Here is a 25,040-nt window from a genome sequence, read left to right as displayed (position 1 = left end):
ACGGATGAGCGGGTAGGTCGAGAGCATGTATCTACTGCCGACGAATTTCGGACCGCTCAACGCCAAAGTAGAAGTACTCGCCGTCGCTCTGGTCCTCTTCGCCCTCGTCCTCCTGTGCGTCACGCGTCTCCTGCCCCGGATCAACCGGGTGCTCGACGAGCGCGCGGACCGTACCGAAGGGGCTCTGGAGCGCGCCGGGGCGATCCGCGCGGCCGCTTCCGACGAGAACGCCGCGGCCCAGGCCGTGCTTGCCGAGGCCCGGCGCGACGCTGCACACATCAGGCAGGCTGCCCGCGAGGAGGGGACCGCGCTGATCGCGGCCGCCCGCGAGGACGGACTTCGGGAACGCGACGCGCTCCTCGCCGACGGCCAGGCCCGCATCGCGGCGCAGCGCGCCGCGGCGGAGGCCGAACTGCGCCTCACCGTCCCGGACTTGGCCTCCGAGCTGGCGAGCCGCATCGTGGGCGAACGGATACCGTCGCCCACACCCTCCGCGTAACGCGTCGGGCCGGCGTCGGGCCGGAACGCATCGGGCCGGAACCAGGTGCCCGCACCCGGTTCCGGCCCGATCAACCGGTCGACTATCAGGCGCCGCTCGCCTTGAGCATGTCCTCGCGCTCGACGATCTTCACGCGCTCGCGGCCCTCGGGCTCGCCCAGCGCCTTCTCCGCGGCGTCGAGGCGGTACCAGCCGTCCCACGTCGTGAAGCGGACGTTCCGCTCGTCGAGGAACGCCTCCACGGCCTCCGGCGCGGGCGCGTCGGGAGCGTGCAGACGACCGTTCGCGTGGTCGTCCAGGAGGTTCGCGACCGTCTCGTTGGCGTCGCCCTTGGTGTGACCGATCAGGCCGATGGGTCCGCGCCTGATCCAGCCCGTGACGTACGTCGACCGCAGGTGCTCGCCCGACTCCTCGATGACGCGTCCGCCCTGGTCCGGGACGGTGCCCGACGCGATGTCCCAGGGCAGCTTGGGCAGTTCGTCGGACAGGTAGCCCACGGCGCGGTAGACGGCCGTGACGTCCCAGTCCTTGAACTCGCCGGTTCCCTTGACGTTCCCGGTGCCGTCGAGGGCCGTGCGCTCGGTGCGCAGGCCGGTGACCTTGCCGTCCTCACCGATGATCTCGGCGGGCGACTCGAAGAAGTGCAGGAACAGCTTGTGGGGCCGGTCGCCGATGTCGCGGATGGCCCAGTTCTCGAGCGTCTTGGCGACCATGTCGGCCTGCTTGTTGGCGCGCCGGGTCGCGATCGAGCCGTCGTCGTAGTCGATGTCCTCGGGGTCGACGATGACCTCGATGTTCGGCGAGTGGTCGAGCTCGCGGAGCTCCATCGGGCTGAACTTCGCCTGCGCCGGACCGCGGCGGCCGAAGACGTGGACCTCCAGGGCCTTGTTCGCCTTGAGGCCGTCGTGGACGTTCGGCGGTATCTCGGTCGGCAGCAGCTCGTCCGCGGTCTTGGCGAGCATGCGGGCCACGTCGAGCGCGACGTTGCCGACGCCCAGGACCGCGACCTTCTCCGCCTCGAGCGGCCAGGTCCGCGGGACGTCCGGGTGACCGTCGTACCAGGAGACGAAGTCGGCCGCGCCGTACGAGCCGTCGAGGTCGATGCCGGGGATGTCGAGCGCGCGGTCGGCCGTCGCGCCGGTGGAGAAGATCACGGCGTCGTAGAAGGTGCGCAGGTCGTCCAGGCTGATGTCGCCCGGGTAGTCCACGTTGCCGAAGAGCCGGACCTGCGGCTTGTCGAGGACCTGGTGCAGGGCCGTGATGATGCCCTTGATCCGGGGGTGGTCGGGTGCGACGCCGTAACGGATCAGACCGAAGGGGGCCGGCATGCGCTCGAAGATGTCGATGGACACGCCGGGGTCTTCGGCCACCGCGGATTTCAGCAGCGCGTCAGCGGCGTAGATACCGGCGGGGCCGGCTCCCACAACGGCTACCCGCAGAGGGCGAGACATGATCAGGTTCCCTTCGTGGCTGGTCACTCGACGGCAACCCTAAGCTAAGGCAAGCCTTAGTTAGTAGTCGGCCCGGACCTATGACGACATAAGGCTGGCTTATGGCTGGTCATCGGTGAGCCTTATGGCTGCCGCTCGCGCCGCCCTCGCGCCCGGCTGGCGCCCACCACGGCCGGGCGCGCTGCGCCGGTGAAGGGTGAACCGATCAGTGGTCGGAGTAGCTGAACTCGCCCACCGTCCAGGCGCTCACGTCCTGGATCGCGACGCGGTACATGCCGCCCGTCTCGGGGATGCCGACGGCACCCTGGAGGATCCGGGCCACGTGGAAGTGCAGATGGGTGGGGGGAGCGAGGCCGCCGCCGCCCTTGTCGTCGCCCTTGCCGCCTCCGGTGAAGATCCCAGAGAAGGAGCCGAGGCGGTCCGAGTCCGTGAGGACCTCCGAGACCCGTTCCCTCCACACGGCCTCCGGGGCGAGGCGGCCGGTGATCACGGCGCCACTGGTGACCACGGTCAGGGACATCTGATTGCTCTGCCCGGACTCGACCATGCCGGCGATGTCGACGAGCAGCTCGTCAGGGTTCGACATGACAGGGGATTCTAATCCGAGAGGCCGCCGGGACGGGCCTGACGCCTCGATTCCCTCCGCCTCCCGGCCCTTCACGGTCACCCGCGTCCGGTCATCCACGTTCGGTCAGGGGCGGGGCCAGGGTCGGCCCGCCAGGCGCTCGATGTCCATGTTGAAGCGCCTCAGGTAGGCGGTGAAGGCGGCGATGTCCTCGTCCGCCCAGGCGTCCATGACCCGGTCCAGGCCCTCCACCATGAGCTCGCGTTCCTCGTCGAGGATGCGCGCGCCCTCGTCCGTGATCCGGAACTTTCGGGCCATGCCGCCGGCGGGGTCCGGGATGCGTTCGACGAGTCCGGCGCGCATCGCCGCGGCGGTCTGCCGGTTGAGGGTGGAGGCGTCGAGCTCGAAGGCGTCACTGAGCTCCCCGATGGACATGGGGCCCTGGATGCGGATGCGGCTCAGCAGGATGTAGGCGCTGCGCTCCAGGCTGCCGTTCCGGGGTCGCCCTCCCTTGCGGTGGACGAGACTGTGCCGGCTGAGCAGCATCTGCTCGTACTCCAGATCGTGCGTGGGCCTGGCCATGCGTCTGCCGCCTCCTGCTGTCGTGCCGCGGCCTCGCGCCGCGCGTTCGCCCCCACCCCCGGGCCATGCTCGCACAGACTCATGTAGCCGCCACATAATGTGCGCCCTACATGTGATGTGTACGATGCACATCGCTTTCTCGGACGCACCGCCTTCACAGACGCACCGCCTTCACACACAACCCCCATTCGCACACAACCCCCAGAGGAGTCCCCTGATGGACGCCCCCCAGCCGACGGCACGCGCCGGCGGCGTGGTCGCCACGCTGGCCTTCGCCGGCACCACGGCCGCGATCATGCAGACCCTGGTCACCCCACTCATCGCGGAACTGCCCAGGATCCTCCACACGAACTCGGCCGACGCCGCCTGGGTCATCACCGTCACGCTGCTGGTGGGGGCCGTCTGCGTGCCGGTGACCGGCCGCCTCGGCGACCTGATCGGCAAGCGCCGCATGCTGCTCGCCTGCTCCGTCCCGCTCATGGCGGGTTCCGTCGTGTGCGCGCTGTCGTCCTCCGTCGTCCCCATGATCGTCGGACGCGGTCTGCAGGGCATGGGGATGGGCATGGTGCCGCTGGGTATCGCCCTGCTGCGGGACGTCGTGGCGAAGGAGAAGCTCAGCTCGTCGATCGCCCTGGTCAGCGCCTCCATGGGCATCGGCGGCGGCCTCGGCCTGCCCATCGCCGCCGCGGTCGCCCAGTACGCCGACTGGCGGGTGCTGTTCTGGGGCTCGGCCGTGCTGGCCGTGGTGATCGCCGCACTGATCTGGTTCCTGATCCCCGACGTCCCGCCGAGCGCCGAGGGCCAGCGCTTCGACGCACCCGGAGCGCTCGGCCTGGGCGTCGGCCTCGTCTGCCTGCTGCTCGCGGTCTCCAAGGGCGCCGAATGGGGCTGGGGCTCGGCGACGACCCTCATACTCTTCGCCGCCGCCGTCCTCGTACTGCTCGGCTGGGGCTTGTGGGAGACCCGCACCCGGGACCCGCTCATCGACCTGCGCACCACGGCCCGCCCCCGCGTCCTGTTCACGAACGTCGCCTCGGTCTTCGTCGGCTTCGGCATGTACGCGAGCATGCTCGTGATCCCGCAGCTTCTGCAGTTCCCCGAGGCCACCGGCTACGGCCTGGGCCAGTCGATGCTCGCGGCCGGTCTGTGGATGGCGCCCGGCGGCATCATGATGATGATCGTCTCCCCGCTCGGCGGGAAGCTCACGGACGCCCGCGGCCCGAAGTTCACGCTCATCTGCGGTGTCCTGGTGATCGCCGCCGGATACGGTCTCTCGCTCGCCCTGATGGGGTCCGGCCCGGGCCTCATGGTGGTCTGCATGGTCATCAACAGCGGCGTCGGACTGGCCTACGGTTCCATGCCCGCGCTCATCATGAGCTCGGTCCCCCTCGCGGAGACCGCCGCCGCCAACGGCTTCAACACGCTCATGCGCTCCCTCGGCACCTCGGTCGGCGCCGCGGTGACCGGCGTGATCCTCTCCCAGCTGACCACCACCATGGGCGGCCACAGCTTCCCCTCCGAGGACGGTTTCCGTACCGCCCTGCTGGTCGGCGGCGGTGTCGCACTCGTGGCCGCGCTGATCGCGGCGGTCATCCCTGCCGTACGCGCCACAGCCGTGGAGGACGGGGCCGGTGCGGCCGCCGCGCCCGCGGAGGTCAAGGCGTAGCCGCGGGCGGCGAAAAATCGTGATGAAGGGCACGCCGTTCGGCGTGGGGGTGGGGTGGACGTCGGTGTGACGCATGGTGTGGGGTGAAGTGCTGTCCCGTTCGATTCGCGGTGAGCGATCCCACACGGGGGCCCAATGGCCTAGCGTGGGCCCACAGTTCGGGCCGGTCCCCCGCCTGCCCGATGCTCATCCTCTGTGAATGCGACGTGATCACTGAATGCCCCTCCGCCCCACCGCCCCCCACCTCGCGCCGTCCCAGGGTGAACGCGCCCTGCAGGCACACCTCGGTACGAGTGGCCGGGCCGACGACTTCTACGACCGTCAGGTCAAGCCCCGGCTGACGCCGGCCATGTGCGAGTTCATCGGTCTGCAGAGCATGGTGTTCCTGTCCACGGCGGACGGCCGTGGACACTGCGACGCCAGCTTCCGGGCGGGCCCGCCCGGATTCGTCGTGGTCCTGGACGATCTCCACCTGGCCTACCCGGAGTACCGCGGCAACGGGGTGATGGCCAGTGCGGGCAACATCACGGAGAACCCTCATGTGGGCCTGCTCTTCATGGACTTCACCCGGGACCGCATAGGTCTGCACGTCAACGGATCGGCGCGGCTGGTCGGCGATGACGAGCTACGGGCCGCCTGCCCGACGCTGCCGAAGGACCCGGCCCCCGGGCGGCAGGCCGAGATGTGGATACAGATCACCGTCCACGAGGCGTACGTCCACTGTTCCAAGCACATCCCCCATCTCGAACCCGCGCAGCAGCCCAACCGCCGCGCCCCGGGACGCCCCAAGGACCCCGACTACTTCACCGAACCGAGCCCCGAGCCCTGGCTGGTGTCTCCGGGCCGTCAGAGGCAGGCTGAGTAGAGACGGCGACCGCCGGCGGGACGACCGCTGGAGGAAGGGGCACCGCGATGATTCAGCCCGCGGACATCCGTGAGTGGCGCACCTACGACGTCGTCGACCAGGACGGCCACAAGATCGGCACCCTGGAGTCCGTGTACGTCAGCACCAGGACGGACGAGCCGGCCATGGCGACCGTGCTGATCGGACTCCTGACGCGGCACAGGCTGGTGTTCGTCCCCCTCGACGGCGCGATCGTCGGACCCGGCTACGTCAAGGTCGGCTACGAGAAGACGCTGGTGAAGCAGAGCCCGTCGATCGGCACGGACGACGTCCTGCCCGCCGAGGACGAGGAACCCCTGTTCCAGTACTACGGTCTGCCGTACAAGACCGGGGCGAACGGTGAACGGCAGCTCGCCCGCCGCTGACGGAGGCGGCTTTCATGCCGCGTGGCGCGGTCGGCTGCGGGGGCGGGTGTGGCGGTCCGACGGGAGCAGGGGCGGGACGGCGTGCAGGTGACGTCTGCGCGGCCCGCGGTGCTTGGTCTCCTTGACGGCTCCGAGGAGCAGGTCTTCGTAGCGGCCGAGAGCGACGATCAGGCCCAGCATCACGGCGGGGAGGACGAGAGGGATCACGACCACGACGACTCCTCTGCTGAAGGCGGACTGCGGAGCCGAGTAGCCTCTGCCCCGCGGTCGAAACCTCCTGGTCCGGCCGCGCTTCGGGCGGCCGCACGGCCGGGACCCGGGAAGAAGGAGAGAGCGTGCTCGTCTGGGACGACGACCGGCGACCGGCACTCGTGGTGCACCAGGCCCCCGAGTCACCCCGGGCCGCGGTGCTCCTGCTGCACGGAGGCAGCTCGGAGGGGATCGGGGCGGTGCCGCCGTGGAGCCTCGCGGGGGCGCGCATGCGTCCGTTCGTCCGCGCCGTCGAGCGGTCCTGCGCCGGGCACGGCCTGCTGATCGGGAGCGTCCGCTACCGCTGCCGGGGCTGGAACGGTGACCGCGAGGACCCGCTCCGGGACGCGCTGCGGGCCCTCGACGACCTGGCTCTGCGCGCCGGGGACCTGCCGACGGTGCTGGTCGGCCATTCCATGGGCGGCCGTGCGGCGCTGCGCGCGGGTGGGCATCGGCTCGTACGAGGGGTGGTGGGGCTCGCGCCCTGGTGTCCTGAGGGTGAGCCGGTGACTCAGTTACGCAGCCGGCGCGTGGTGCTCCTGCACGGCGACCGGGACCGCACCACCGATCCCGCGGCCTCCGTCGACTTCGCGGCGCGGGCCGCGGCGGCCGGCGCCCGGACATGCACCCTGCTGCTGCCGGGCGGCGACCACGCGATGCTGCGGCAGGCCGGTTCCTGGCACCGGCAGACGGGGCGGATCGTGAGCGGCCTGCTGGGGTTCGCACCGCTCCCGTCCCAGGTCGCCGACCGTCTTTCCGTCAACGGCCGTACGGAGTAAGGGTCCTGGCGCGTCGACGAGGGCGGCCTCGTCACGTCCGGGTGGCCTGCGCCAAGTGGCAGAGGTCCGGTGGCCTGCGCCGCCCGACCGACGTACCGCCGAACAGGCGACAGTGAATCCTTTCGGCTTCTGTCGCTCGCGTGATCGGCGAACACATGGGTGAAGCTGCCAAGGCCCGTTCTCCCCGTACCGAATGACGAGGACTTCCATGCGCCGCAGCACCACCGTCGCCGCTTCCTTCGCCGCCTTCGCTCTCGCGCTGGCCCTGCCGGCGTCCGCCCAGGCCGCCACCGGCGACTTCTCCTACCAGTTCGTCGGCCTCAACGGCCAGGCGCAGTCGGTCACCCTGCACGACCCGGCGAGCCCGGCCTGCCTCACCCTCCCGGAAGTCGCGGACCCGGGTGCCTCCGAGCCCGCCTTCGCGCCGCACAACGACACGGACGAGTGGGTCATGGTCTTCACGGAGCCCGACTGCACGGGGGACTCGTGGACGCTCCGTCCGCACGGCCGCCCGGCGACCGACCGCCTCAAGCTGCGCTCGGTGTTCCTCACCGGGCGGCACTGACCGACGGCCGAAGTTCCGCGGCCCGGTCGCCCGCCGGGCCGCATCATGAGCGTCGGCGTCAGCCGACCTCCACCAGGATCGAGTGCCAACCGGTCGCGCCCGAAGGGACGGGGCCGGTGCGCTTGCTCGGCTGCGTCCGGCCGGTGCCGTCGGTCGCCCGGACCGTGAGGTGGTGCCGCCCGGAGGTCGCCTGCCACGGGTACGACCACTGGCGCCAGGTGTCGCGGGAGTCCTGTGCCGCGAGGGTGGCCGTCCGCCACGGCCCGTCGTCGACACGGACCTCCACCTTCTCGATCCCTCGGTGCTGGGCCCAGGCCACCCCGGCGACCATGACCGTGCCGGGCTTGCGGGAGGCGAAGGGCTTCGGGGTGTCGATGCGGGACTCCGTCTTGACGGGCGCCTGTTGGGCCCAGCCCCGCTGGACCCAGTACGCGTCGTAGGCGTCGAACGTGGTGAGTTCGATGTCCCGGATCCACTTGCAGGCCGACACGTAGCCGTACAGGCCGGGGACGAGCATGCGGACGGGGAAGCCGTGTTTGAACGGCAGCGGCTGACCGTTCATGCCGAGGGCCAGCATCGCGTCCCGGCCGTCCATGACCGCCTCGACCGGCGTACCGATCGTCATGCCGTCGACGGAGCGGGCGACCAGCTGGTTCGCGGGGCCGCCCTTCGACGGTGGTCTGACGCCGCTCTCGGCGAGCAGGTCCGCGAGGGGGACGCCGAGCCAGCGGGCGTTGCCCAGCAGGGGGCCACCGACCTCGTTCGACACGCAGGTGAGGGTGATGTCGCGTTCCACGAGCGGCCTTCGCAGCAGGTCGTCGAAGGTCAGGGTGACGGGGCGGGTGACGCCCTTACCGTGGATCTTCAGCCGCCATTTCGCGGCGTCCACCATCGGCACGACCAGGGCGGTGTCGATCCGGTAGAAGTCCTTGTTCGGCGTGGTGAACGGGCTGATCCCGGGGACGTGCAGCTGGGCGTTCGCCGGGGTGGGCCTGCCCGGTGACTTGGGGGCGGGCAGCCTGACGCCGCTGCGCGAGGCCACCGCGTTCTGGTCCTGAGTACCGCCGGAGGTCCGGGCGAGGAGGCCGGCGCCGGTGGAGACGACGGCGGTGGCCGCGGCTACGGTGACGAACCCGCGCCGGTCCCAGTCGGGCGCGGAACCCGCCTCGGACAGCGCCACGGGAGCCGGGGCCTCCGCGCGGCCGATGAGCGAGTAGAGAAGCCAGGCACCCACCACCGCGCCGATCACGGACGGCAGGGCGTCGGCGGGGCTCGTGGAGTCGGGACGCGTGGTGGCCGCGAGCGCGCCGATCACCCCGAACAGCAGGACACCGGCGGACCCGGCGCGGCGGCGGCGCGACGCCACGACGCCCAGGATCACCGCGAGGAGCGCCAGGACGACGAGAATGCCGAACTGCAGCACCAGTTTGTCGTTCGTCCCGAAGTACCGGATCGCCCAGTCCTTGACCGCGCCCGGCGTGCGGTCGATGGCCGCGCCCCCGACGGCGATCACGGGGCCCGCCTCGGGGCGGGTGAGGGAGGCCACCAACGCGGCGGCGGCCAGGGCCGCGTAACCGGCCAGCAGTCCGCTCAGGGCACCGAGGTACGTGAGCCTCCGCCGCACACGGCGCCGCTCCCGGGGATTCCGGTTCTCGCCCGCTCCAGAAATGGGAACCCCTCCTCGCGGCCTGCCGCCGCATCCTCGAGCTTCGTCGGCCCGACCATGCTGGGGGCGGCGGGGCGCGGGTTCAAGCGGACATGCGCGAGTGTACGGGGCAAAACCCTTCGGCGAATGGCGAGCCGGTCGCTCAGTCGGTCCTGGTCAGGACGAGAGGCCCTAGGCGCGGTGGGCGGGTGCCATGGCCCAGCGGACCGCCGAGGTGACGCCTCGGCCGAGCGGCCGCACGGCGACGGTGTCGAGCAACGGCAGCCGGGGCAGGCGCAGTTCGGCCGCTGCCCAGGGCGGGAGCAGGGAGACCGCGTTCGCCGCGAGAACGCTGTAGGGAAGCCGGGCGGCCGGCGGCAGGGGCGGGTTGAGGAGGAGGAAGCGCGCCGCGCCGCGCGCCTCCGGGGTCGCGCGCAGCTCGCGACGGTAGGCGGTGAGCTGCGCGGCGAGTTCGGCGCGGTTCGCCGGCGGGTCAAGGACGCCGAGGGCGAGGGCGACGCGCGCCGTGTCCGCGACGTACCCGTCGTACTCGTCCCCGGTCAGCGGGTGGGCGCCGTACCGCTGATGAGCCCGCAGGAAGCTGTCGACCTCGGCGATGTGGACCCAGCCGAGCAGACGGGGGTCCGCGGCGCGGTACGGCTCTCCCTCCGCGGTCACTCCGCGCACGCGCGCGTGGACGGCCCGCACCTGGTCGCAGGCCTCCTGCGCGCCGGTCGCGGGCCCGTACGTCGTCATCGCCAGGAAGGTGCTCGTGCGCTGCAGCCTGCCCCAGGGGTCGCCACGGAAGCCCGAGTGGGCGGACACGGCGGCCATGGCGACCGGGTGGAGCGACTGGAGCAGGAGGGCCGAGATGCCGCCGATGAACATGGACGCGTCTCCGTGCACCGTGCGGATGGGGCTTTCGGGACCGAACCAGCGGGGTCCCGGGGTGTCGTGGATGAGGGCACGGTTCCGCGGCCCCTCCGGGCCCGCGACTCGGGCGAAGAGGCTCTTGCCCAGCCGCTCCCGCACACCGTCGCCGTCCGGTCCGGTCCGTCTCATGGCCCCGCCACGTCTTCCTTCGGATTCGCGTATCCAGCGTACTTTGTCCGGTTGCGGCGGGACCCGGGGTGACCGTTCCGGACACTCGGGCGTCCGTTCCGGATGCTCGGGCGGACAAGGCGGCGAATGTGCGGCGAGGATGGGGGCGTGACGCAGCACTCTCTCGGCCCGGAGGAACAGTTTTGAGCGCGACGGTCCGCACCGTGTCCTATCCCACCGGCGGGGAGCACAAGTCTCTCGACGTCTACAACTCCCCTCGGGGTGACGGGGTTTACGTGCTCCTGTGGCACGGCGTCGGACCGGACGAGCGCGGCGAGGTCTCCCCGCTGGCCCGCGACATCGCCGCGTCGGGTCCCACCGTCCTCGTGCCCGACTGGCGTTCGGACACCCCCGACGTGGGCCGTGCGCACCTCACCGACTCGCTGCGGTTCGCCCGCGAGTTCGCCGGAGCGTCCGGGCGCCTGGTCGTCGCCGGCTGGTCGGCGGGCGCGGGCGCCGCGCTGGGAGTGGCCCTGGACCCAGGCTTCTGCGACGGCCCGCCGCCCGCCGCGGTCGTGGGCATCGCGGGCGGCTACCGGCGCCCGGCCCGCACCACGGGCGTCGTACCCCTCGACGCTCTGGGGGGCACCACGGCGCGCGTGCCCGTCCGGCTCGTGCACGGGACACGGGATGCCGCCGTCCCCGTCGAGTCGTCGAGGGAACTGCACGAGGCGCTGCTCGCGCGGGGCTGGGACGCCTCGCTCAGCGAACCGGTCACCGATCACGCCGGGGTGCTCGGCTGCGTGTACGACCCGGGGGCGGGCCGTTGCGTGCAGGCGGCCGACGCCGCCGTCCGCGCCGTCGGCCGTGCCACCGCCGAGGTGGTGGCGGCGGTGGCACGGCCGGCGTAGGAACGGGGCGCGGCGTCACATGTCGTGGCGCAGCAGGTCCTCGTACGTCTCACGGCGGACCACCGCGCGCGCCTCGCCGTGACCGGCACGGCGAGAAGGTCGCCGACGGCCGGGGCGCACAGCGAAGGCTCGAACTCAGGCTCGCACAGGGGTAGTTGCGAGGTCGGCTTCCGCCCGCTCGGGCTCGTCCGCGCCGGTTCGCTCGCGCAGGGCCGAGTGCCGGCGGCCGAACGTCAGGTAGAGCACCGCCGCGACGACCAGCCACCCGCCGAAGAGCAGCCAGGTGACACCCGGCAGCAGCCAGGCGAGGTAGAGGCAGGACAGCGCGGACACGACCGGGACCACCGGGTACAGCGGCACCTTGTAAGGGCGTGGCGCGTCGGGGGCGATCCGGCGCAGGACGACGACCGCCGCGGCGACGGCCACGAAGGCGACGAGGGTTCCCATGCTGGTCAGGTCGGCCAGGTACTGGAGCGGCACGAACGCGGCCAGGGCTCCCACGGCGGCGCCCACGATCCAGGTGTTGCCGACCGGCGTGTGCCGCTTGCGGTCGACGCGGCGGAAGACCTCCGGGACGAGCCCGTCGCGCGCCATCGAGAACAGGATGCGGGTCTGCCCGTACAGGGTCACGAGGACGACGCTGAAGATGGACACCACGGCGCCGGCCGAAAGGAGCACGACGGGCCACCCGGCGCCGGTGACGTCGCGCAGGATCTCGGCGAGGACCGCCTCGCCCGCGTTCGCCTGGGCGCCGAACCGGCCGGTGGGCTGTGCGCCGACGGCCGCGAGCGACACCAGGATGTACAGGACCGTGACCGCGCCGAGGGTCAGGAGCAGCGCCAGGGGGATGGTGCGCCGGGGGTTCTCGACCTCCTCGCTCGCGGTGGCGACGGTGTCGAAGCCGACGTAGGAGAAGAAGACGGCGGAGGCCGCCGCACCGATGCCGGACGCGCCGTGCGGGGCGAAGTCGGCGAAGTTGCCGGAGCGGAAGGCGGTGAACGCCACGGCCAGGAACAGCACGAGGACGCCCAGCTTGACGCAGACCATGACGGCGTTGAGCCGGGCGGACTCACGCGTGCCGCGCGCGAGGAGCAGGGAACAGAGCAGCACCACCACGAGCGCGGGGACGTTCACCAGGCCCCCGGCGCCGGGCGGCTGGCTGATCCCGTCGGGCAGGGTGAACCCGAAGAGCGCGTCGGTGAGTTCACTGAGGTACTGCCCCCAGCTCACCGCCACGGTGGAGACGGCGACGCCGTACTCGAGGATCAGACACCAGGCGACCAGGTAGGCCGCCCCCTCGCCGAGGGACGCGTACGTGTACGAGTACGTGCTGCCGGCCACCGGTATCGCGCCGGCCAGTTCGACGTAACAGAGCGCCGCGAGTCCCGCGACGACCGCGGCCACCACGAAGGAGAGCACGACGCCCGGGCCCGCCTTGGGGACGGCGGTGCCGAGGACGAAGAAGATGCCGGTGCCCACGACGGAGCTGATCCCCAGGAGGGTCAGCTGTGTCAGCCCCATACTGCGCCGCAGACCGCCCGGCCCCGACGCCTCGCCCTCCGCCTCGGCGATCAGCTCTCCAGCGGTTTGCGGCGGCAGAGTTGACGGGCCGTCACGCGCATACGTCCTCCTGGGTGTCCGCGCCCCGCGGCAGATCGCGAGGGGCTGCGGGGGATGCTGCGGCACCGGGGGCGCGCACTCAACGTCGGATCCGTACAAGAGCGGCGGGGCCGTTTGGCCAATACGACAGGTGCGCGAACGACACTTCGTACTGCTGAAGGAGAGCTTCACCGCAAGATCACAGAACATAGGGCGCGATGGCTGGAAATTCTCGAATCCCGAGGTGACGGGGCCGCTGGGAAAAGGCAGTTGATATCCCTCACGGCGCAACTGTTACGGCGTTCGGGTGTCGTCCCGCGAAGAACGCAACCGAAGGAACCTCCTCACGCCTCCTGTCCGACATAGCTCCACAGACAGGCAGACACAGAAACACTCAGACACACACCGACACACAGACATCACCCGACCGTCGTGAGGAAGTGCCATGACTTCTCCTGCCACCGTCCTGCCGACCACCGACCGCGCCGCGGGCGCCGACTTCCTGCTCCCCCTGCCCGACCCGGCGCAGCGCCTGGACATGGCGCCGCCGGCCCGCGCGCCGCTGACGTCGCGCGACCAGCACCGGCTCAGCCTGAACGCCACGCTCACCACCGCCGGGATCCCGCCCCACCCCGACGACATGAGGGCCATCGACGCGCTCAGCGCCCTCGACGACACGGTCGCCCTCGCCGTCCGCCGCTGGCTGACGTCGCGTCCCACGGCCCTGCTGGGTTGACGCGGAGGCGGCGGTGGCGGTGGCGCCGGGCCGCCGGTCGTCGCTTGGGCCGGATGGCGCACCGCGAAGACGGGTGCCACGGGGACATCTGATGCTGGGTCAGCCGGTTCGGGCCTCGACGCCCGACGACCCTCAGGAGGAATCTGTGTTGGCACCCCATCGGACCCGCCGCCGTTCCCGGTCGGGTCGACGACTCGCCGTCGCCGCCCTCGGTGGCCTGGTCGTGCCCGCGCAGGCGGCGGGGACTCCCTCACCGCCGCCTCGCGACAAGGCCCTCCAGCGTCAGCTGGACCAGTGGACCAGCTGGTCTGCGCCCTGCTCCGGCACTGAACGCCCGCCGGGAGCACAGCCGTCAGCCCGGCAGGCTCGACTCGGCCAGGCGGGCGGCGATGGCGTTCACCTCGTTCTGAGGCAGCCCCGCCTCGCACACGATGGTCACCACGCGACCGTCGTCCAACGTGGCCCGCCGCACCCCGACGCCCAACGGCACGGACAGCTCCCGCCGCGGCTCCGACTCACATTCCTGCTCGGGCATGCGTGCTCCCAACCCTCGACGAGCGTCCACGGTAAGCACAGCCGGGAACGTGGAACGTGACAGCCACACAGGCGCATCACACAAACGAGCCCCCACGTTCCACGCGGACGGAGCACGTGCCCCGGCGGACCTCAGGACTCCGGGCGCACACCCGCCACGACGGTGGTCGCCGAGAGCAGGAAGGCGTCCTGGCGTCGCAGGATGCCCTCCGGCGCCGTGGGGTCGAGCAGCGCGTCCAGCGTCTTGACGTCGTCGGCGTCCAGGGTCTCGCTCATCGCGTCGCGCAGCCGGGTCAGATGGTGGTGCAGGAAGGAGCGGGCCGTCCCGTCCAGCGGGGCCGGCAGGTCGACGAGGTACGTGAAGCTGGTGACGCGGGTGAGTCCGGCGCGCTCCATCATCGCGGGCCAGTCCTCGACCGTGCTGACGCTGCCCGGCAGTTCGGACCGCATGATCTCGAACCAGTGATCCTGCACGGCGTCGAGGCGCGACTGCAGGCCCGGCCTGCCGATGCCGATGTCCCGCGGCAGGAAGCGCATCGGCAGCCCGCCCTCCGCCACGGCGAGCAGGCCGCCCGGCCGCAGCACACCGGCGAGCGCGTCGAGCGCTCCCTGCTGGTCGCCGAGGTGGTGGACGGCCTTGCTGCTCCAGATCAGGTCGGCCTCGCCGAGGCCTCCTCCCCCATGCCCGTCGCCCTCCAGGCCGCCGGGCAGTTCCGCGTGCAGGGCCGTCACCCTGCCGCCGAGTCCGGCCCGGTCCGCGCGCGCCAGGGCGCGGTCGAGGAGCGCGGGCGCGCCGTCCACGGCGACGGCCTCGGCGTCCGGGAAGGCCTCGGCCAGCGCGCACGTCATCACGCCCGGTCCGCTGCCGATGTCGAGGACGCGGCGGACCTCCTTGCCGGGGGTGAACAGTTCGCCGAGCCGGGTCGCCACCCGGCGCAGGGCCGGGAGGTGGAGCTCGCCGTTGTCCTCCAGGGTGTCCGCCATGGCCTCCCAGTCGATGTCGGTGTGGTCGTGCCCGTGACCCTTGTCGTGCCCGTGGTCGTGCCCGTGTCCCTGTCCGGACCCGTGGCCGTGGCTCTGCTCGGAACTGGTGTGTGCGCTCATGGCCAGGAGCGTGCACCCGCCGGGAGACGATGGCAATCTGTGTTGCCGTTTCCGGGACAGCGGGGTGAAATGCCCGCGTGGACGACGACATGGACGAACAAGCCCCCTACCGAGCGGTCCTCGACGAGGTCGGCCCGCGGCTGAGACGGCTGCGCGACCGGCGCGGCCTCACCCTGGCCGCGCTCGCGGACGCCACCGGCATCTCCAAGAGCACCCTGTCCCGCCTCGAATCGGGCCAGCGCCGCCCGAGCCTCGAACTGCTGCTGCCCCTGGCCGGCGCGTACGGGGTGCCCCTGGACGAGCTGGTCGGGGCGCCCGAAGTGGGCGACCCCCGGGTCCGGCTGTCGCCCCGGCCCATGCCGAACGGCGGCACGTTCGTCCCGCTCACCCGGACACCCGGCCCGCTCCAGGCGTACAAGCTCGTCATCACGGACCGGGGACACGAGCCCGATCTGCGGACGCACGAGGGCTACGAGTGGCTGTACGTGCTGGACGGGCGGCTGCGGCTCGTCCTCGCCGAGCACGACCTGGTGCTGGGCCCCGGCGAGGCCGCCGAGTTCGACACGCGGGTCCCCCACTGGTTCACGAGTGCGGACGGCCGGCCCGTCGAGCTTCTCAGCCTCTTCGGGCGGCAGGGAGAACGGATGCACGTCCGCGCCAAGCCGCGCGTCGATCCCTCGTAGCCGTCGCCGGGAGGTCCGCGCGGTCGGCGCGGCTAGAGTGCCGATGTGTCGTCGTACAGCATTGGCCAGGCCGCGCGCCTGCTCGGGGTGAGTGGGGAGACCGTGCGCCGGTGGGCCGACAGCGGCCGGCTCGCGATGGGGCGGGACGGGTCGGGGAACCGTGTGATCGACGGCGCCGGACTCGCGGAGTTCGCCGCACGCCGGGCCAGGGACGCCGGCCAGGGCCAGGACGGGCCGTCGCACACGTCGGCCCGCAACGCGTTCACGGGGATCGTCACGGCGGTCAGGACCGACGACGTGGTGGCCCAGGTCGAGATCCAGTCAGGCCCGCACCGGGTGGTGTCGATGGTGACGCGGGAGGCCGTCGAGGAGCTGGGGCTCGAGGTCGGGGTCACCGTCACCGCGCGCGTGAAGTCGACGAGCGTGCACGTCGATCGCGCGTAACCGGGTCCTCGCGGCTGAGCAGCGCGGCCCGGAGGTCGGTGCTGTCGTGGAGCCGGGACAGGTCGCGGTCGCGGCCGGTGAAGTGCTCGATGCGTCGGATGCGGTGGTGGACGGTGTTGACGTGCACGTCGGCGGGCACGCCGGTCAGCAGCGTTCGAGGCCGGTGAGCGCGGACGTGTCGGTCAGGTGCGAGGCATGGGGTGCGGTCGCGCGGGCCGAGCAGAGCGCATAACGGGCCTCGGACAGCGCCCCGTTCAGGTCGGCGGGCGCGGGCGCCGGGGAGCCGACGCCCGCGTGCAGCGGGTCGCCTGGCTCCCCCACCGCGAGCAGCGGCCACACACCCGTCAGCGCCTCGCTCACGCCGTCGGCCGCGGAAAGCCGCGGAGACGACGGCGAACGGGCACGGTGCGTCCCGTCGGCGTCAGGACGTAGCCGACCGACCGCGCGAGGAGCCCGCTCGGCGTGCCCCGGACGTTCTCGGGCAGGTCACGTCCACGGGCCGTAACGGCCGTCCACGCGGATCGCGTTGATCCCGCTGATGTGCCGGGCGCCGCACCGGTCCTGGGGCAGGACGAGCTGAGGTCGGCCCGGTCGAGCGGGGTGTCGTCGATCGTGGTGGCGAGCAGGACGGGTGCGGCGCCGAAGTCGGGGTCGATCTCGGCCCAGGACAGCAGGACGTGATGCCCGTCCGCCCCCGTCAGCGCGACGAGGAAGCGCAGCCGGTCCTTGCGGCGGGCCGGGTCGAAGCCGGGTCCCGCGTCGCCGAGGACGTCGTGCAGGAGCGGCCCGGCGAACCGGTGGTGCTGCACCCCGCTGGTGGCGCAGTCGAAGCTGACGCGCACCCGGTGCTGCGGCCAGGCGAGCAGATCGGGCACCGACAGCCGGGCCGGGCGTGCGAGATCTCCGCTCAGGGTCACCTTCGCCGTCTGATCGGCGTCCACGACGGGCCGGCTCATGGGCCACCACCTCCCGCAGCACGCTACCCGGACGGCACCCCCGGGCAAACACACCTGCGTAGCAATGAGCGGCTTCCGAGCGGCTGATGCGAGGTAAGACCGGCCACCGGTCTCGCATCTGCGGCTCGCGGCGAGGTCGCGGACGGTCGCACACGCGCACACCCCCCGCGAGGTCCGCGTACGCCCCCGCCTCGGCAGAACGACCCTCAAACGACCCCGGGCATGTAGTGAAAACCGGCCGCCGGATGGTCACCGTAGAGGCAGGCCCTCCCCCGAGGTGCGAAAACGCGTCCGGGAGGGGGTCCGCAGGACAGTTCCGGCAGTGGTCACGCCCCGTGACCCTCAGCATGTGCCGGTCCGACAACGGGAGCGAGTGTGAGGCGAAACGTGATCCAGGTGCGCGCCGTCGACGCGAATGTCCGCGCCGAGCGCACAGGCACGCCCCCGCCCGCGCCCGACCGGTCCCTCCTGTCGCGGAGGCCCTCCGGATGAAGAGCTCCCGGCGGACGGCCCCGATCCGCCACTCGCCGGTGAACGCGCAGTTCACCCCCTGACCGACGGGCCGTCGGACGGTTCCGCCGCACGGTGCGGCGCGCCGGACCGAGGCCGGCCGTGCGCGAACCACACGTCTTCCTGTTCCTCGATTTCGTATGTCCACCAGACGGCCGCCCGGCCGCGCACCGATCAGGTGCCGGACCGGGATCCAACGGCCTGCGCGCAAAGAAGGGTTACAGATGGACGGCTACTTCATGACGGATCGTCACGAGATACTGCGGGCGGAGGTACGCGCTTTCGCCGAGGCGAAGGTGGCGCCCCGCGTCGCGGACATGGAGGCGTCACGCGACGTCGAGCACGAACTGTCCCGGCTCATCGCCAAGGAGGGCTGGCTCGGCGTCACGATCGACCAGGGCTACGGCGGCATGGGCATGGGCCACCTGGCGAAGACGATCATCATCGAGGAGCTGTCCCGGGTCAGTGGCGCGATGGGCGCCATGGTCCAGGCCTCCCAGCTGGGCGTGGCCAAGATCATCCACTTCGGGAGCGAGGAGCAGAAGCTGAAGTGGCTGCCCGCGGTCGCGGCCGGCGACTGCCTGCCGACGATCGCGGTGACCGAGCCCCAGTCCGGCGGACACGTCCTCGGCATGGAGTCGACGGCGCGGCGCGAGGGCGACGAGTACGTCCTCAACGGCCGCAAGGTGTTCGTCGGCAACAGCCATGTCGGTGACCTGCACGGCGTGGTGGTGCGCACCGGTGAGGGATCGAACGGTCTGTCCGCCTTCCTCGTGGAGTCCGACCGCCCCGGTTTCTCGCTGGCCCCGCACCGGCCCGCGATGGGCCTGCACGGGTTCAGCTTCGGCGAGATCCGTTACGACGAGTGCCGGGTCCCCGCCGAGAACCTGCTCGGCGTGGAGGGCCAGGGCCTCGACGTGGCGTACTCGTCCAGCGTGCTCTACGGCCGGCCGAACCTGACCGCCGTGTCGCTCGGCATCCACCAGGCGCTCCTGGAGGAGACGACCCGTTACACGTCGGAGCAGCTGCGCTACGGCAAGCCCCTCAGCGCGCTGCCCACGATCCGTCAGAAGCTGGGCCAGATGCAGTCACGTCTGATGACGGCCCGGCTGGCCGCCTATCACGCCGTGCATCTGCTGGACTCCGGGATCGCCTGCGACGCGGAGCTGATGAACGCGAAGTACCTCAACGTCGAGTCGGCGATCGACTCGGCGCGGGCCGCGATGGAGATCCACGCAGCGTGCGGCCTGTTCCCCGACCGGCCCGTCGAGCGGTTCGTCCGGGACGCCTCGCACATCTACGCCCCGGCCGGCACGTCCGACATCCAGCTGTACCGGCTCGCCGAGGTCGCGCTCGGTACGTCCCTGAGCGACTGGTCGAGCCGGCTCGCCGCTCCGCGCGTGCCCGAAGCGGCGGCCGTGTAGGACGTCACGGGCGGGGCTGCCCGGCACGCTCGTAGATGCGCTCCATGGCCAGGTCGCGGAACCTCTTGATCAGTTCGAGGGAGCCGCGCGCCGTCGCCAGGCCGCGGGGCTCGGTGCCCACCGCGCAGACGGTGCCGAGGGCGATGCCGGTCTGCTCGTCGATGAGCGGCGCCCCGAGGTACACGCGTATGCCCAGTTCGTCGACGACCGGGTTGCCGGCGAACCGGGGCGCCGCGTACACGTCCGGCAGCACGAGCGGGATGCGGCGGCTGATGACCTCGGGGCAGTAGCCGTGGTCGCGGGCCATGACGCGGCCGACCTCGGGTCCTGCCATCGCGTCCTGCGGGCCGAGATTGCTGGGCAGGCCCTGCGGGGTGTGCAGACCGGCGAAGAACTGCTGGTCGGTGATGAGGTTGACCATCGCGTACGGCGTGCCCGCCGCGTCCGCGAGTTCGGCGGCGAGTGCGTCGAGGCCGGCGTCCGCCTTGCCCAGGCCGAGCTGGGCGAGGCGTGCGACGCGCGCGTCGAGTTCGGTGTCGGGGGCTGCGATGTGCAGACCCGTCTCTGCGTCAAAGGGCACGGTGAGGGTTCCCGTCGAAGGTGGTGGTGGGCGAAGTGGGTGTGGGCGGGGCGAGCACGGGCTCGGACTCCGGGGACGAGCGAAGCGACAGCGTGAGCGCGTACTCGACGAGCCGGATCAGGACCTGCTGGGTGGAGTACGGGGCGCGCGCGTCGAACATGATGACGGGGACGTCGGGGTTCAGCTCGATGGCGGCCTGCACCTCCTCCGCCGTGTAGCGGTGGGCGGTGTCGAACTCGTTGACGGCCACGACGAAGGGCACGCCCCGGTCCTCGAAGAACTCGACGGCGCTGAAGCAGTCGTCGAGGCGTCGGGTGTCGGCGAGCACGACCGCGCCGATGGAGCCGAGCGCGAGGTCGTCCCACATGAACCAGAAGCGGTCCTGGCCGGGTGTGCCGAACAGCAGGAGCTGCAACTGCTGGCGCCACAGGGTGATGCGGCCGAAGTCCATGCTCACGGTCGTGGTGGTCTTGTTCTCCACGCCGGCGAGGCTGTCGGTGGCCGCGCTGGCGGTGGTGAGGATCTCCTCCGTGGTCAGCGGTTCGATCTCGCTGACCGTGGCGACCATGGTCGTCTTGCCCACCCCGAACCCGCCGGCGATGACGATCTTCAGCGCGGTCAGGGGGATGTCGTCAGAGGCTTCGAAGGCCTTCAAGTGCCGCCTCCAGGAGGAGTGGGTCGCTTCCGTCCGCCTCTCGCGGGGGAAGCGCGGGAACGAGTACGTGGGCGTCGAGCAGGTCGGACAGCAGGATCTTGGTCACCTGTACGGGGATCCCGAGGCGGCCGGCGATCTCGGCGACCGAACACGGTTCCCGGCCGCACAGTTCGAGCACCTGGGCGCTCTCGGGGCCGAGCCGGTCCACGGTCGAGGGCGCGAGGCCGGGAGTCGCCCGTACCCGGGACACGAGGCCCAGGGCACGGGCGGGGCGGGTGCGGCCCCCGGTGAGTGCGTAGAGCCGCAGGTGGGCCGTGTCCTCGGCCATCCAGGGCTCGTCGGTGAAGTCCTGCACCGCTAGTCGACCAGCGCGCCGGAGGGCCCCGGTGCGGTGCGCGCGGGCGTGCCGAGGTGGCCCCTGACGCTCTTCACGAGCATCGCGATCTCGTAGCCGACCACTCCGACGTCCGCGCTCTTGTCCGTCAGGACGCCGAGTACGCCGTTGACGCCGGCCCGGGAGACGAACAGATAGCCGCCGTCGCCCTGCACGATGACCTGCTCGACCCCGCCGAACGACCGCTGGATGGTGCCGAGTCCGCCGCCGAGCGAGCACATGCCGGTGGTGATGGCGCTCAGCCGGTCCGCGTCGTCGAAGCCGAGACCGTGGCTGTGGCGCATCACGCCGTCGCTGGACGCGAGGACCGCGCCCGTCACGGCGGGCACCCTGGCGGCGAGGTCGGCGAGCAGCCAGTCCAGGTCCTGGTCGAATGATGGCTGGGTCATCGGTACTCCTGGGAGTCATAGCGCTGAGTGGGTGCCACCGCAGATCCGGGGGTGGCCCCGTCGTCGTGCTCGGCCCGTTCGAGTCCCGCGGTGAAGCGGGCGAGCAGGCCGGCGTCGATCGACTCGCCGTCGCCGACGTCGGCGGCCGGCCCCTGCTCGCGCAGTTGGGGGGAGAGATGTGTGCGGCGTTCCTTGTTCCGCTGGGCCAGGGCCGGGCGCCCGGTGGGGTCCTCGGACGGCGCGGCGGCGGATGCGGCGGATGCGGCGGGGACCTGCCGCTGGGGAAGGGGCGGGTTGGTCACGGCCGTGGCCTCCCGTGCCGCGTGGGGCCGTGCGGGGTCCACGGCTGCGGGCAGCGGCTGCGCCTGTCGGTTCACGACCGGCGCGGGGGCCCGGTGGGGCTCCGGCGCCGCGGGGGCCTGCGCCGCCGGAGCCGGGGCCGCCTGCTGGGCGGTCTGCTGGGCGGTCTGCTGGGCGTTCTGCTCGGCCGCCTTCTGAGCGGCTTTCTGGGCGGCCTTCTGAGCGGCCTTCTGCGCCGAGGACTGGGGGGCGCGGGTCTCGGTGAGGACCGAGTGCGACAGGACGACGACGGCCTGGACGCCTCCGTAGAGGTTCTCCTGGAGCTGCACCACGAGTCCGCGGCGCCTGGCTATCTTCGCGACGACGAACAGGCCGGTGCGGCCGTCCTGCAGCTGCTGGTCGACGTCGAAGAGCTCGGGCTGGGCGAGCAGGCGGTTCATCTCGTCGCGCACCTCGGCGGGCATGCCGAGGCCCCGGTCCTCGATCTCGACGACCATGCCGGACGCGGCCATCTGGGCGCGGATCATCACCTGGGTGTGGGGCGGCGAGAACTTGGTGGCGTTCTCGGCGAGTTCGGCGATCAGGTGGATGATCTCGACGGCGGAGTGGCCGAGGACCTCGTAGCCGGAGGGCGGCGGCAGCACACGGACGCGGGGGTAGTGCTCGATCTCGGCGACGGCCTGGCGCAGCACGGTGGCCAGCGGCACCGGGGAGCTGAAGTGGCGGGGCACGGCGCCGCCGAGGACCGCGAGGCTCTCCACGGAGCGGTGGACCCGGGTGACGAGGTGGTCGATCGTGTAGAGCCGGTCGAGGTGCTCGGGGTCCTCCACGACCCGCTCGGCGTCGTCGAGTTGCTTCAGCGAGCGCGTCACGAGGAGCTGCAGCCGCCGGGCGATGTTGACGAAGGCGTCCACCTGCTGGCGCGTGCCCGCCTTGATCACCGCGGTCTGCGCCGTGTACTGGAAGTGCCGCAGGTGCTGTTCGAGGGCGCCGAACGCGTGGGTCGCGGCGGCCGTCTCGGGGACCGGGGCGGGGTTGTCGGGGCGGTCGCCGGTGCGCAGTTGCTCCGCGATGTGAGCGACGCTCTGGTGCCCTTCGGCGGCGAGCGCCGTCAGGTGCCTGATCCACTCGCCGACCGCCGCGTCGTTCTCGGCGCGCTGCCGGGTGAGCACGTCCGCGGTGCTGTGGGCGGCCCGCCGCGCCGCGGCCAGGACGGCCGCGCAGCACACTCCGGCCGACACGCCCGCGCCCCACACGAACGGTCCGGAGGCTCCCGCCGCGGAGACGGCGAACGCGCCGCCCGCGAGGACGGCGACCGTGCCGGCGGGAGCCATCCCGAGCACCGTGGCCCGTTTGCGCAGACCGCTCTCGGTCCTCAGGTCGGCACCGGCGGCCTTGCCGGCTCTCCGGCTGCTGCGGTGGGCGCCGGATGCGGTGGCGTCCGACGAGTTGTGAGACATAGGCGTCCTCAAGACGAGCGGAGGGGCTGCGCACGCGCGCCGACATACGGTCGGCCGCGCCCGCGGTCGTGCGAACCTCCTTGTGACGGAGGTCCGTTGTGACTCGCGTGCATCTTGTCCAGGGTGACTGTCGCGTGGCAAAACGGCCTCGGCGACGAACATCAACTCTGTCGGTCCGACCCGGGCGGAGCTACGGCTGGGGAGGGTCGTTCCGGGGTCGTTTCCCTCGAAGAGGTGTGAGATCCCGTCCTGCCGGATCCCCGCCGTCCGGTTTCCGGGAAGGTGTTACTGCCGGTCCGGAGTCCGACGGCACCCCCCAACGACCCGCAAACGACCCCGGCGCCACCTTCCCAGCCCTGTCTCAGTCCTCGAACTCGCCCACGTAGCGCAGCACTCGCTCGAGTTCCTCGACGTCCATGAGGCGGCTGCGCGGGCGCAGCATCCCCGCGATGCCGTACGCGCCCAGCTCACGGCAGCGCCGCACCAGCCAGCTCCGGTCGAGGTCGAGATGGACGGCGAGGGAGCTCAGCCGCTCCTCCGAGGTGTCGCCCTTGGTGACGCTCTGGCTGCGGGCGTGCTCGACGACCTGGGCGTACGCGCTGACGTCGGCCAGGCTGTCGGTGGTGTCGACGTGCCAGATGCCTTCGGACCCGAGCCAGTTCGCGGAGATGACGCGGCGTCCGGGGACCAGCACGAAGCCGTCTATGCCGCGGTACTCGGGCTCGGCGCACACCCAGATCGTCTGCCCGTCGCGTTCCATCATCGCCACGGCCAGCCAGAGCAGGATCCGCTCGTAGGGCTGGCTCTCCCGGGAGTCTCCCGCGGGGATGCAGAACACCCGCTCGGTGGCGGCCTCCCCTTCGGCGAGGCGCTTGTGGAGGGCGTGGCGGAACTGCGTCCAGGAGGCGAAGAACAGCCAGACCGCAGCCTCCTCCCCCGTCCGCACCGGGGTCCAGAAGACGGGCGCCGGGCTCACCTCGTCGAGGCGCCGGATGATGTGCTCGGCGCAGAAGTACATGCCGAGCCAGGCGCTGCCCACGTTGGTGAGTTCGGGGACGGCGGAGCGCGCGACAGCCGAGCGGCGCTGCGCCCACAGGGGTTCCAGGGTCTGCTGTTCGGCGTGCAGCACGTGGTCGTTGGCCAGCAGGCTGTCGTCGAGGTTGAGCATCGCCCACAGCAGGCCGTACGTCAGATCGTCGATCTTGTACGGGGTCGAGATCGGCAGCGTCTCGGCCGTGACCGCTAACTGACGGCGGGCATGGGCGGCGTCCAGCGCATACAGACCGTCGTCCCCGAGCGTGCCCAGGAGCAGGGCGCGGCGGGTTGCCCGAGTGAAGGCCCGGACGTGGGCGTGGTGGTGGGCTCCGATGACGACGCGGCCGCCCTCCTCGGCGGCCTCGTAGAGCTGGACGGCGACGGACGTCCCGTCGAAGAACCCCTGGCCGTCCAAGTGCCAGACGCCCTCCATGCCCGAGGCACGGCCCATCGGGTCCAGGTAGGACGTGTCGAACATGGCGTTGAGGAGCCGGGCCGCGTCCCGCGCGGCGCTGGGCGAGATCTGCGGCAGTACGACGCCGCGTTCCGCCGCGGGCCGCAGAAGCGTCTCGACGTCGACGCCGAGCATGAACTCCAGGACGGCGCCGGCGTCGCTGCGCGGTATCTGGTCGCCGGAGAGCCAGCGTTTCCAGGTGGCCTGGGAGGCGGTGACCGTCGCCAGGTCGGGACGGTTCAGTTTCGCGGCTGCGAGCTGGGCGGACCGGGTGAACTCTTCTTCGAACGTAGCGAAGTGGCCGCAGCCCCGCTCCGTCAGCAAGGCCCGCAACAGCGTCCGGGGGCGCATCGTTTAACTCTCTCCACGTCTTCGGAAGTCGCGAGCCCCCCGTGGCTCGCCGGTCGTTCGGCCGGAGTCGGTCAGTCTCGTCACGAGCCCGGATCAGGACACGTCCGAACCGACAGGGTCCCAGACGCGGAGATCAACATCTTCATGCCGAGCATTATGCATACGGACCGTCAAACCATGGGCATCGGTTGCCGAATCGGTGTAACCACAC

The 25,040-nt window shown here is 71.7% G+C and carries 27 protein-coding genes and 1 pseudogene; 11 read left to right on the top strand and 17 right to left on the bottom strand.

Annotation, left to right across the window (positions count from 1 at the left end):
* The first annotated feature begins 25 nt into the window (after nt 1-25).
* A complete protein-coding gene (locus EOT10_RS28435; protein WP_127831196.1) occupies nt 26-499 on the top strand; it encodes a F0F1 ATP synthase subunit B family protein in 474 nt (157 codons plus the stop codon).
* Nucleotides 500-584: 85 nt separating this feature from the next.
* On the opposite strand, the gene EOT10_RS28430 is transcribed toward EOT10_RS28435, so the two are convergent.
* The 3 genes from EOT10_RS28430 to EOT10_RS28420 form a co-directional block, all read right to left on the bottom strand.
* Complete coding sequence (locus EOT10_RS28430) at nt 585-1,949, bottom strand: FAD-dependent oxidoreductase (protein WP_127831195.1); 1,365 nt, start codon at nt 1,947-1,949, stop codon at nt 585-587.
* A gap of 205 nt (nt 1,950-2,154) precedes the next feature.
* Nucleotides 2,155-2,535, bottom strand: a complete 381-nt coding sequence (locus EOT10_RS28425) for a hypothetical protein (protein ID WP_127831194.1) — start codon at nt 2,533-2,535, stop codon at nt 2,155-2,157.
* A gap of 105 nt (nt 2,536-2,640) precedes the next feature.
* Nucleotides 2,641-3,096: a MarR family winged helix-turn-helix transcriptional regulator gene (locus EOT10_RS28420; protein WP_127831193.1), complete on the bottom strand. Its 456-nt coding sequence runs from the start codon at nt 3,094-3,096 to the stop codon at nt 2,641-2,643.
* Nucleotides 3,097-3,313: 217 nt separating this feature from the next.
* Between EOT10_RS28420 and EOT10_RS28415 the strand changes: the two genes are divergently transcribed.
* From EOT10_RS28415 to EOT10_RS28405, 3 genes are all read left to right on the top strand, one after another.
* Nucleotides 3,314-4,762, top strand: coding sequence for an MFS transporter (locus tag EOT10_RS28415; protein WP_127831192.1), 1,449 nt, complete (start codon nt 3,314-3,316; stop codon nt 4,760-4,762).
* Between the two features lie 217 nt (nt 4,763-4,979).
* Nucleotides 4,980-5,627, top strand: coding sequence for a pyridoxamine 5'-phosphate oxidase family protein (locus EOT10_RS28410; protein ID WP_127831191.1), 648 nt, complete (start codon nt 4,980-4,982; stop codon nt 5,625-5,627).
* Between the two features lie 47 nt (nt 5,628-5,674).
* Nucleotides 5,675-6,031, top strand: a complete 357-nt coding sequence (locus tag EOT10_RS28405) for a PRC-barrel domain-containing protein (protein WP_127831190.1) — start codon at nt 5,675-5,677, stop codon at nt 6,029-6,031.
* Between the two features lie 12 nt (nt 6,032-6,043).
* Here EOT10_RS28405 and EOT10_RS28400 read toward each other — a convergent pair whose 3' ends face one another.
* Nucleotides 6,044-6,244 carry a hypothetical protein gene (locus tag EOT10_RS28400; protein ID WP_127831189.1) on the bottom strand — a complete coding sequence of 67 codons (201 nt, stop codon included), beginning with the start codon at nt 6,242-6,244 and terminating at the stop codon, nt 6,044-6,046.
* A gap of 122 nt (nt 6,245-6,366) precedes the next feature.
* On the opposite strand from EOT10_RS28400, the gene EOT10_RS28395 reads away from it, so the two are divergent.
* Together EOT10_RS28395 and EOT10_RS28390 are read left to right on the top strand one after the other, a co-directional pair.
* Nucleotides 6,367-7,059, top strand: a complete 693-nt coding sequence (locus EOT10_RS28395) for an alpha/beta hydrolase (RefSeq protein WP_223281261.1) — start codon at nt 6,367-6,369, stop codon at nt 7,057-7,059.
* A gap of 208 nt (nt 7,060-7,267) precedes the next feature.
* Nucleotides 7,268-7,624: a hypothetical protein gene (locus EOT10_RS28390; protein WP_127831188.1), complete on the top strand. Its 357-nt coding sequence runs from the start codon at nt 7,268-7,270 to the stop codon at nt 7,622-7,624.
* A gap of 58 nt (nt 7,625-7,682) precedes the next feature.
* Here EOT10_RS28390 and EOT10_RS28385 read toward each other — a convergent pair whose 3' ends face one another.
* Nucleotides 7,683-9,248, bottom strand: coding sequence for a molybdopterin-dependent oxidoreductase (locus tag EOT10_RS28385; RefSeq protein ID WP_223281260.1), 1,566 nt, complete (start codon nt 9,246-9,248; stop codon nt 7,683-7,685).
* A gap of 213 nt (nt 9,249-9,461) precedes the next feature.
* Nucleotides 9,462-10,331, bottom strand: coding sequence for an oxygenase MpaB family protein (locus EOT10_RS28380; RefSeq protein WP_127831186.1), 870 nt, complete (start codon nt 10,329-10,331; stop codon nt 9,462-9,464).
* 203 nt (nt 10,332-10,534) lie between these two features.
* Between EOT10_RS28380 and EOT10_RS28375 the strand changes: the two genes are divergently transcribed.
* Entirely contained in the window at nt 10,535-11,221 is a 687-nt protein-coding gene (locus tag EOT10_RS28375) for an alpha/beta hydrolase (protein ID WP_127831185.1), read from the top strand.
* A 135-nt stretch (nt 11,222-11,356) separates the two neighbouring features.
* Here EOT10_RS28375 and EOT10_RS28370 read toward each other — a convergent pair whose 3' ends face one another.
* Nucleotides 11,357-12,742 (bottom strand): APC family permease, encoded by a 1,386-nt coding sequence (locus EOT10_RS28370; protein WP_127831184.1) that lies wholly within the window; start codon nt 12,740-12,742, stop codon nt 11,357-11,359.
* A gap of 523 nt (nt 12,743-13,265) precedes the next feature.
* Between EOT10_RS28370 and EOT10_RS28365 the strand changes: the two genes are divergently transcribed.
* A complete protein-coding gene (locus EOT10_RS28365; protein WP_127831183.1) occupies nt 13,266-13,556 on the top strand; it encodes a hypothetical protein in 291 nt (96 codons plus the stop codon).
* A gap of 352 nt (nt 13,557-13,908) precedes the next feature.
* On the opposite strand, the gene EOT10_RS41415 is transcribed toward EOT10_RS28365, so the two are convergent.
* Together EOT10_RS41415 and EOT10_RS28355 are read right to left on the bottom strand one after the other, a co-directional pair.
* Nucleotides 13,909-14,091 (bottom strand): hypothetical protein, encoded by a 183-nt coding sequence (locus EOT10_RS41415; protein ID WP_189492183.1) that lies wholly within the window; start codon nt 14,089-14,091, stop codon nt 13,909-13,911.
* 131 nt (nt 14,092-14,222) lie between these two features.
* Complete coding sequence (locus tag EOT10_RS28355; RefSeq protein ID WP_127831181.1) at nt 14,223-15,194, bottom strand: class I SAM-dependent methyltransferase; 972 nt, start codon at nt 15,192-15,194, stop codon at nt 14,223-14,225.
* An 89-nt stretch (nt 15,195-15,283) separates the two neighbouring features.
* Between EOT10_RS28355 and EOT10_RS28350 the strand changes: the two genes are divergently transcribed.
* Together EOT10_RS28350 and EOT10_RS28345 are read left to right on the top strand one after the other, a co-directional pair.
* On the top strand, nt 15,284-15,877 hold the full coding sequence (locus tag EOT10_RS28350) for a helix-turn-helix domain-containing protein (protein WP_127831283.1): 594 nt from the start codon (nt 15,284-15,286) through the stop codon (nt 15,875-15,877).
* Between the two features lie 45 nt (nt 15,878-15,922).
* Nucleotides 15,923-16,321, top strand: coding sequence for a TOBE domain-containing protein (locus EOT10_RS28345; protein ID WP_127831180.1), 399 nt, complete (start codon nt 15,923-15,925; stop codon nt 16,319-16,321).
* Between the two features lie 144 nt (nt 16,322-16,465).
* Here the strand turns inward: EOT10_RS28345 and EOT10_RS28340 are convergent, their stop codons facing one another.
* Nucleotides 16,466-16,681 carry a hypothetical protein gene (locus EOT10_RS28340; RefSeq protein ID WP_127831179.1) on the bottom strand — a complete coding sequence of 72 codons (216 nt, stop codon included), beginning with the start codon at nt 16,679-16,681 and terminating at the stop codon, nt 16,466-16,468.
* Between the two features lie 126 nt (nt 16,682-16,807).
* Nucleotides 16,808-17,277, bottom strand: a pseudogene (locus tag EOT10_RS28335) (molybdopterin-dependent oxidoreductase).
* Nucleotides 17,278-18,011: 734 nt separating this feature from the next.
* Between EOT10_RS28335 and EOT10_RS28330 the strand changes: the two are divergent.
* Nucleotides 18,012-19,211, top strand: coding sequence for an acyl-CoA dehydrogenase family protein (locus EOT10_RS28330; RefSeq protein ID WP_127831178.1), 1,200 nt, complete (start codon nt 18,012-18,014; stop codon nt 19,209-19,211).
* A gap of 4 nt (nt 19,212-19,215) precedes the next feature.
* Here the strand turns inward: EOT10_RS28330 and EOT10_RS28325 are convergent, their stop codons facing one another.
* The 6 genes from EOT10_RS28325 to EOT10_RS28300 form a co-directional block, all read right to left on the bottom strand.
* Nucleotides 19,216-19,791: a GAF domain-containing protein gene (locus EOT10_RS28325; RefSeq protein WP_127831177.1), complete on the bottom strand. Its 576-nt coding sequence runs from the start codon at nt 19,789-19,791 to the stop codon at nt 19,216-19,218.
* On the bottom strand, nt 19,781-20,446 hold the full coding sequence (locus EOT10_RS28320) for a GTP-binding protein (protein ID WP_127831176.1): 666 nt from the start codon (nt 20,444-20,446) through the stop codon (nt 19,781-19,783). The genes EOT10_RS28325 and EOT10_RS28320 overlap by 11 nt, the downstream gene beginning before the upstream one ends.
* Nucleotides 20,424-20,801 carry a DUF742 domain-containing protein gene (locus tag EOT10_RS28315; RefSeq protein ID WP_317617366.1) on the bottom strand — a complete coding sequence of 126 codons (378 nt, stop codon included), beginning with the start codon at nt 20,799-20,801 and terminating at the stop codon, nt 20,424-20,426. Before EOT10_RS28315 ends, EOT10_RS28320 begins: the two co-directional genes overlap by 23 nt.
* 2 nt (nt 20,802-20,803) lie before the next feature.
* Nucleotides 20,804-21,229: a roadblock/LC7 domain-containing protein gene (locus tag EOT10_RS28310; protein WP_127831175.1), complete on the bottom strand. Its 426-nt coding sequence runs from the start codon at nt 21,227-21,229 to the stop codon at nt 20,804-20,806.
* Complete coding sequence (locus tag EOT10_RS28305; protein WP_127831174.1) at nt 21,226-22,989, bottom strand: sensor histidine kinase; 1,764 nt, start codon at nt 22,987-22,989, stop codon at nt 21,226-21,228. Before EOT10_RS28305 ends, EOT10_RS28310 begins: the two co-directional genes overlap by 4 nt.
* A gap of 361 nt (nt 22,990-23,350) precedes the next feature.
* Nucleotides 23,351-24,829, bottom strand: coding sequence for a hypothetical protein (locus tag EOT10_RS28300; RefSeq protein WP_127831173.1), 1,479 nt, complete (start codon nt 24,827-24,829; stop codon nt 23,351-23,353).
* Nucleotides 24,830-25,040 lie beyond the last annotated feature (211 nt).

Source organism: Streptomyces antnestii, assembly GCF_004005495.1.
Taxonomy (GTDB): Bacteria; Actinomycetota; Actinomycetes; order Streptomycetales; family Streptomycetaceae; genus Streptomyces; species Streptomyces antnestii.
This window is presented reverse-complemented; position numbering and strand designations above follow the sequence as displayed.

Excerpts from the sequence above, each read along its gene's own strand:
- EOT10_RS28435 (WP_127831196.1), top strand. The coding sequence starts at position 26 with ATGTATCTACTGCCGACGAATTTCGGACCGCTCAACGCCAAAGTAGAA.
- EOT10_RS28430 (WP_127831195.1), bottom strand. The coding sequence starts at position 1,949 with ATGTCTCGCCCTCTGCGGGTAGCCGTTGTGGGAGCCGGCCCCGCCGGT.
- EOT10_RS28350 (WP_127831283.1), top strand. The coding sequence starts at position 15,284 with ATGGACGAACAAGCCCCCTACCGAGCGGTCCTCGACGAGGTCGGCCCG.
- EOT10_RS28425 (WP_127831194.1), bottom strand. The coding sequence starts at position 2,535 with ATGTCGAACCCTGACGAGCTGCTCGTCGACATCGCCGGCATGGTCGAG.
- EOT10_RS28365 (WP_127831183.1), top strand. The coding sequence starts at position 13,266 with ATGACTTCTCCTGCCACCGTCCTGCCGACCACCGACCGCGCCGCGGGC.
- EOT10_RS28330 (WP_127831178.1), top strand. The coding sequence starts at position 18,012 with ATGGACGGCTACTTCATGACGGATCGTCACGAGATACTGCGGGCGGAG.
- EOT10_RS41415 (WP_189492183.1), bottom strand. The coding sequence starts at position 14,091 with ATGCCCGAGCAGGAATGTGAGTCGGAGCCGCGGCGGGAGCTGTCCGTG.
- EOT10_RS28300 (WP_127831173.1), bottom strand. The coding sequence starts at position 24,829 with ATGCGCCCCCGGACGCTGTTGCGGGCCTTGCTGACGGAGCGGGGCTGC.
- EOT10_RS28405 (WP_127831190.1), top strand. The coding sequence starts at position 5,675 with ATGATTCAGCCCGCGGACATCCGTGAGTGGCGCACCTACGACGTCGTC.
- EOT10_RS28420 (WP_127831193.1), bottom strand. The coding sequence starts at position 3,096 with ATGGCCAGGCCCACGCACGATCTGGAGTACGAGCAGATGCTGCTCAGC.
- EOT10_RS28415 (WP_127831192.1), top strand. The coding sequence starts at position 3,314 with ATGGACGCCCCCCAGCCGACGGCACGCGCCGGCGGCGTGGTCGCCACG.
- EOT10_RS28370 (WP_127831184.1), bottom strand. The coding sequence starts at position 12,742 with ATGGGGCTGACACAGCTGACCCTCCTGGGGATCAGCTCCGTCGTGGGC.
- EOT10_RS28305 (WP_127831174.1), bottom strand. The coding sequence starts at position 22,989 with ATGTCTCACAACTCGTCGGACGCCACCGCATCCGGCGCCCACCGCAGC.
- EOT10_RS28380 (WP_127831186.1), bottom strand. The coding sequence starts at position 10,331 with ATGAGACGGACCGGACCGGACGGCGACGGTGTGCGGGAGCGGCTGGGC.
- EOT10_RS28410 (WP_127831191.1), top strand. The coding sequence starts at position 4,980 with ATGCCCCTCCGCCCCACCGCCCCCCACCTCGCGCCGTCCCAGGGTGAA.
- EOT10_RS28310 (WP_127831175.1), bottom strand. The coding sequence starts at position 21,229 with ATGACCCAGCCATCATTCGACCAGGACCTGGACTGGCTGCTCGCCGAC.
- EOT10_RS28355 (WP_127831181.1), bottom strand. The coding sequence starts at position 15,194 with ATGAGCGCACACACCAGTTCCGAGCAGAGCCACGGCCACGGGTCCGGA.
- EOT10_RS28390 (WP_127831188.1), top strand. The coding sequence starts at position 7,268 with ATGCGCCGCAGCACCACCGTCGCCGCTTCCTTCGCCGCCTTCGCTCTC.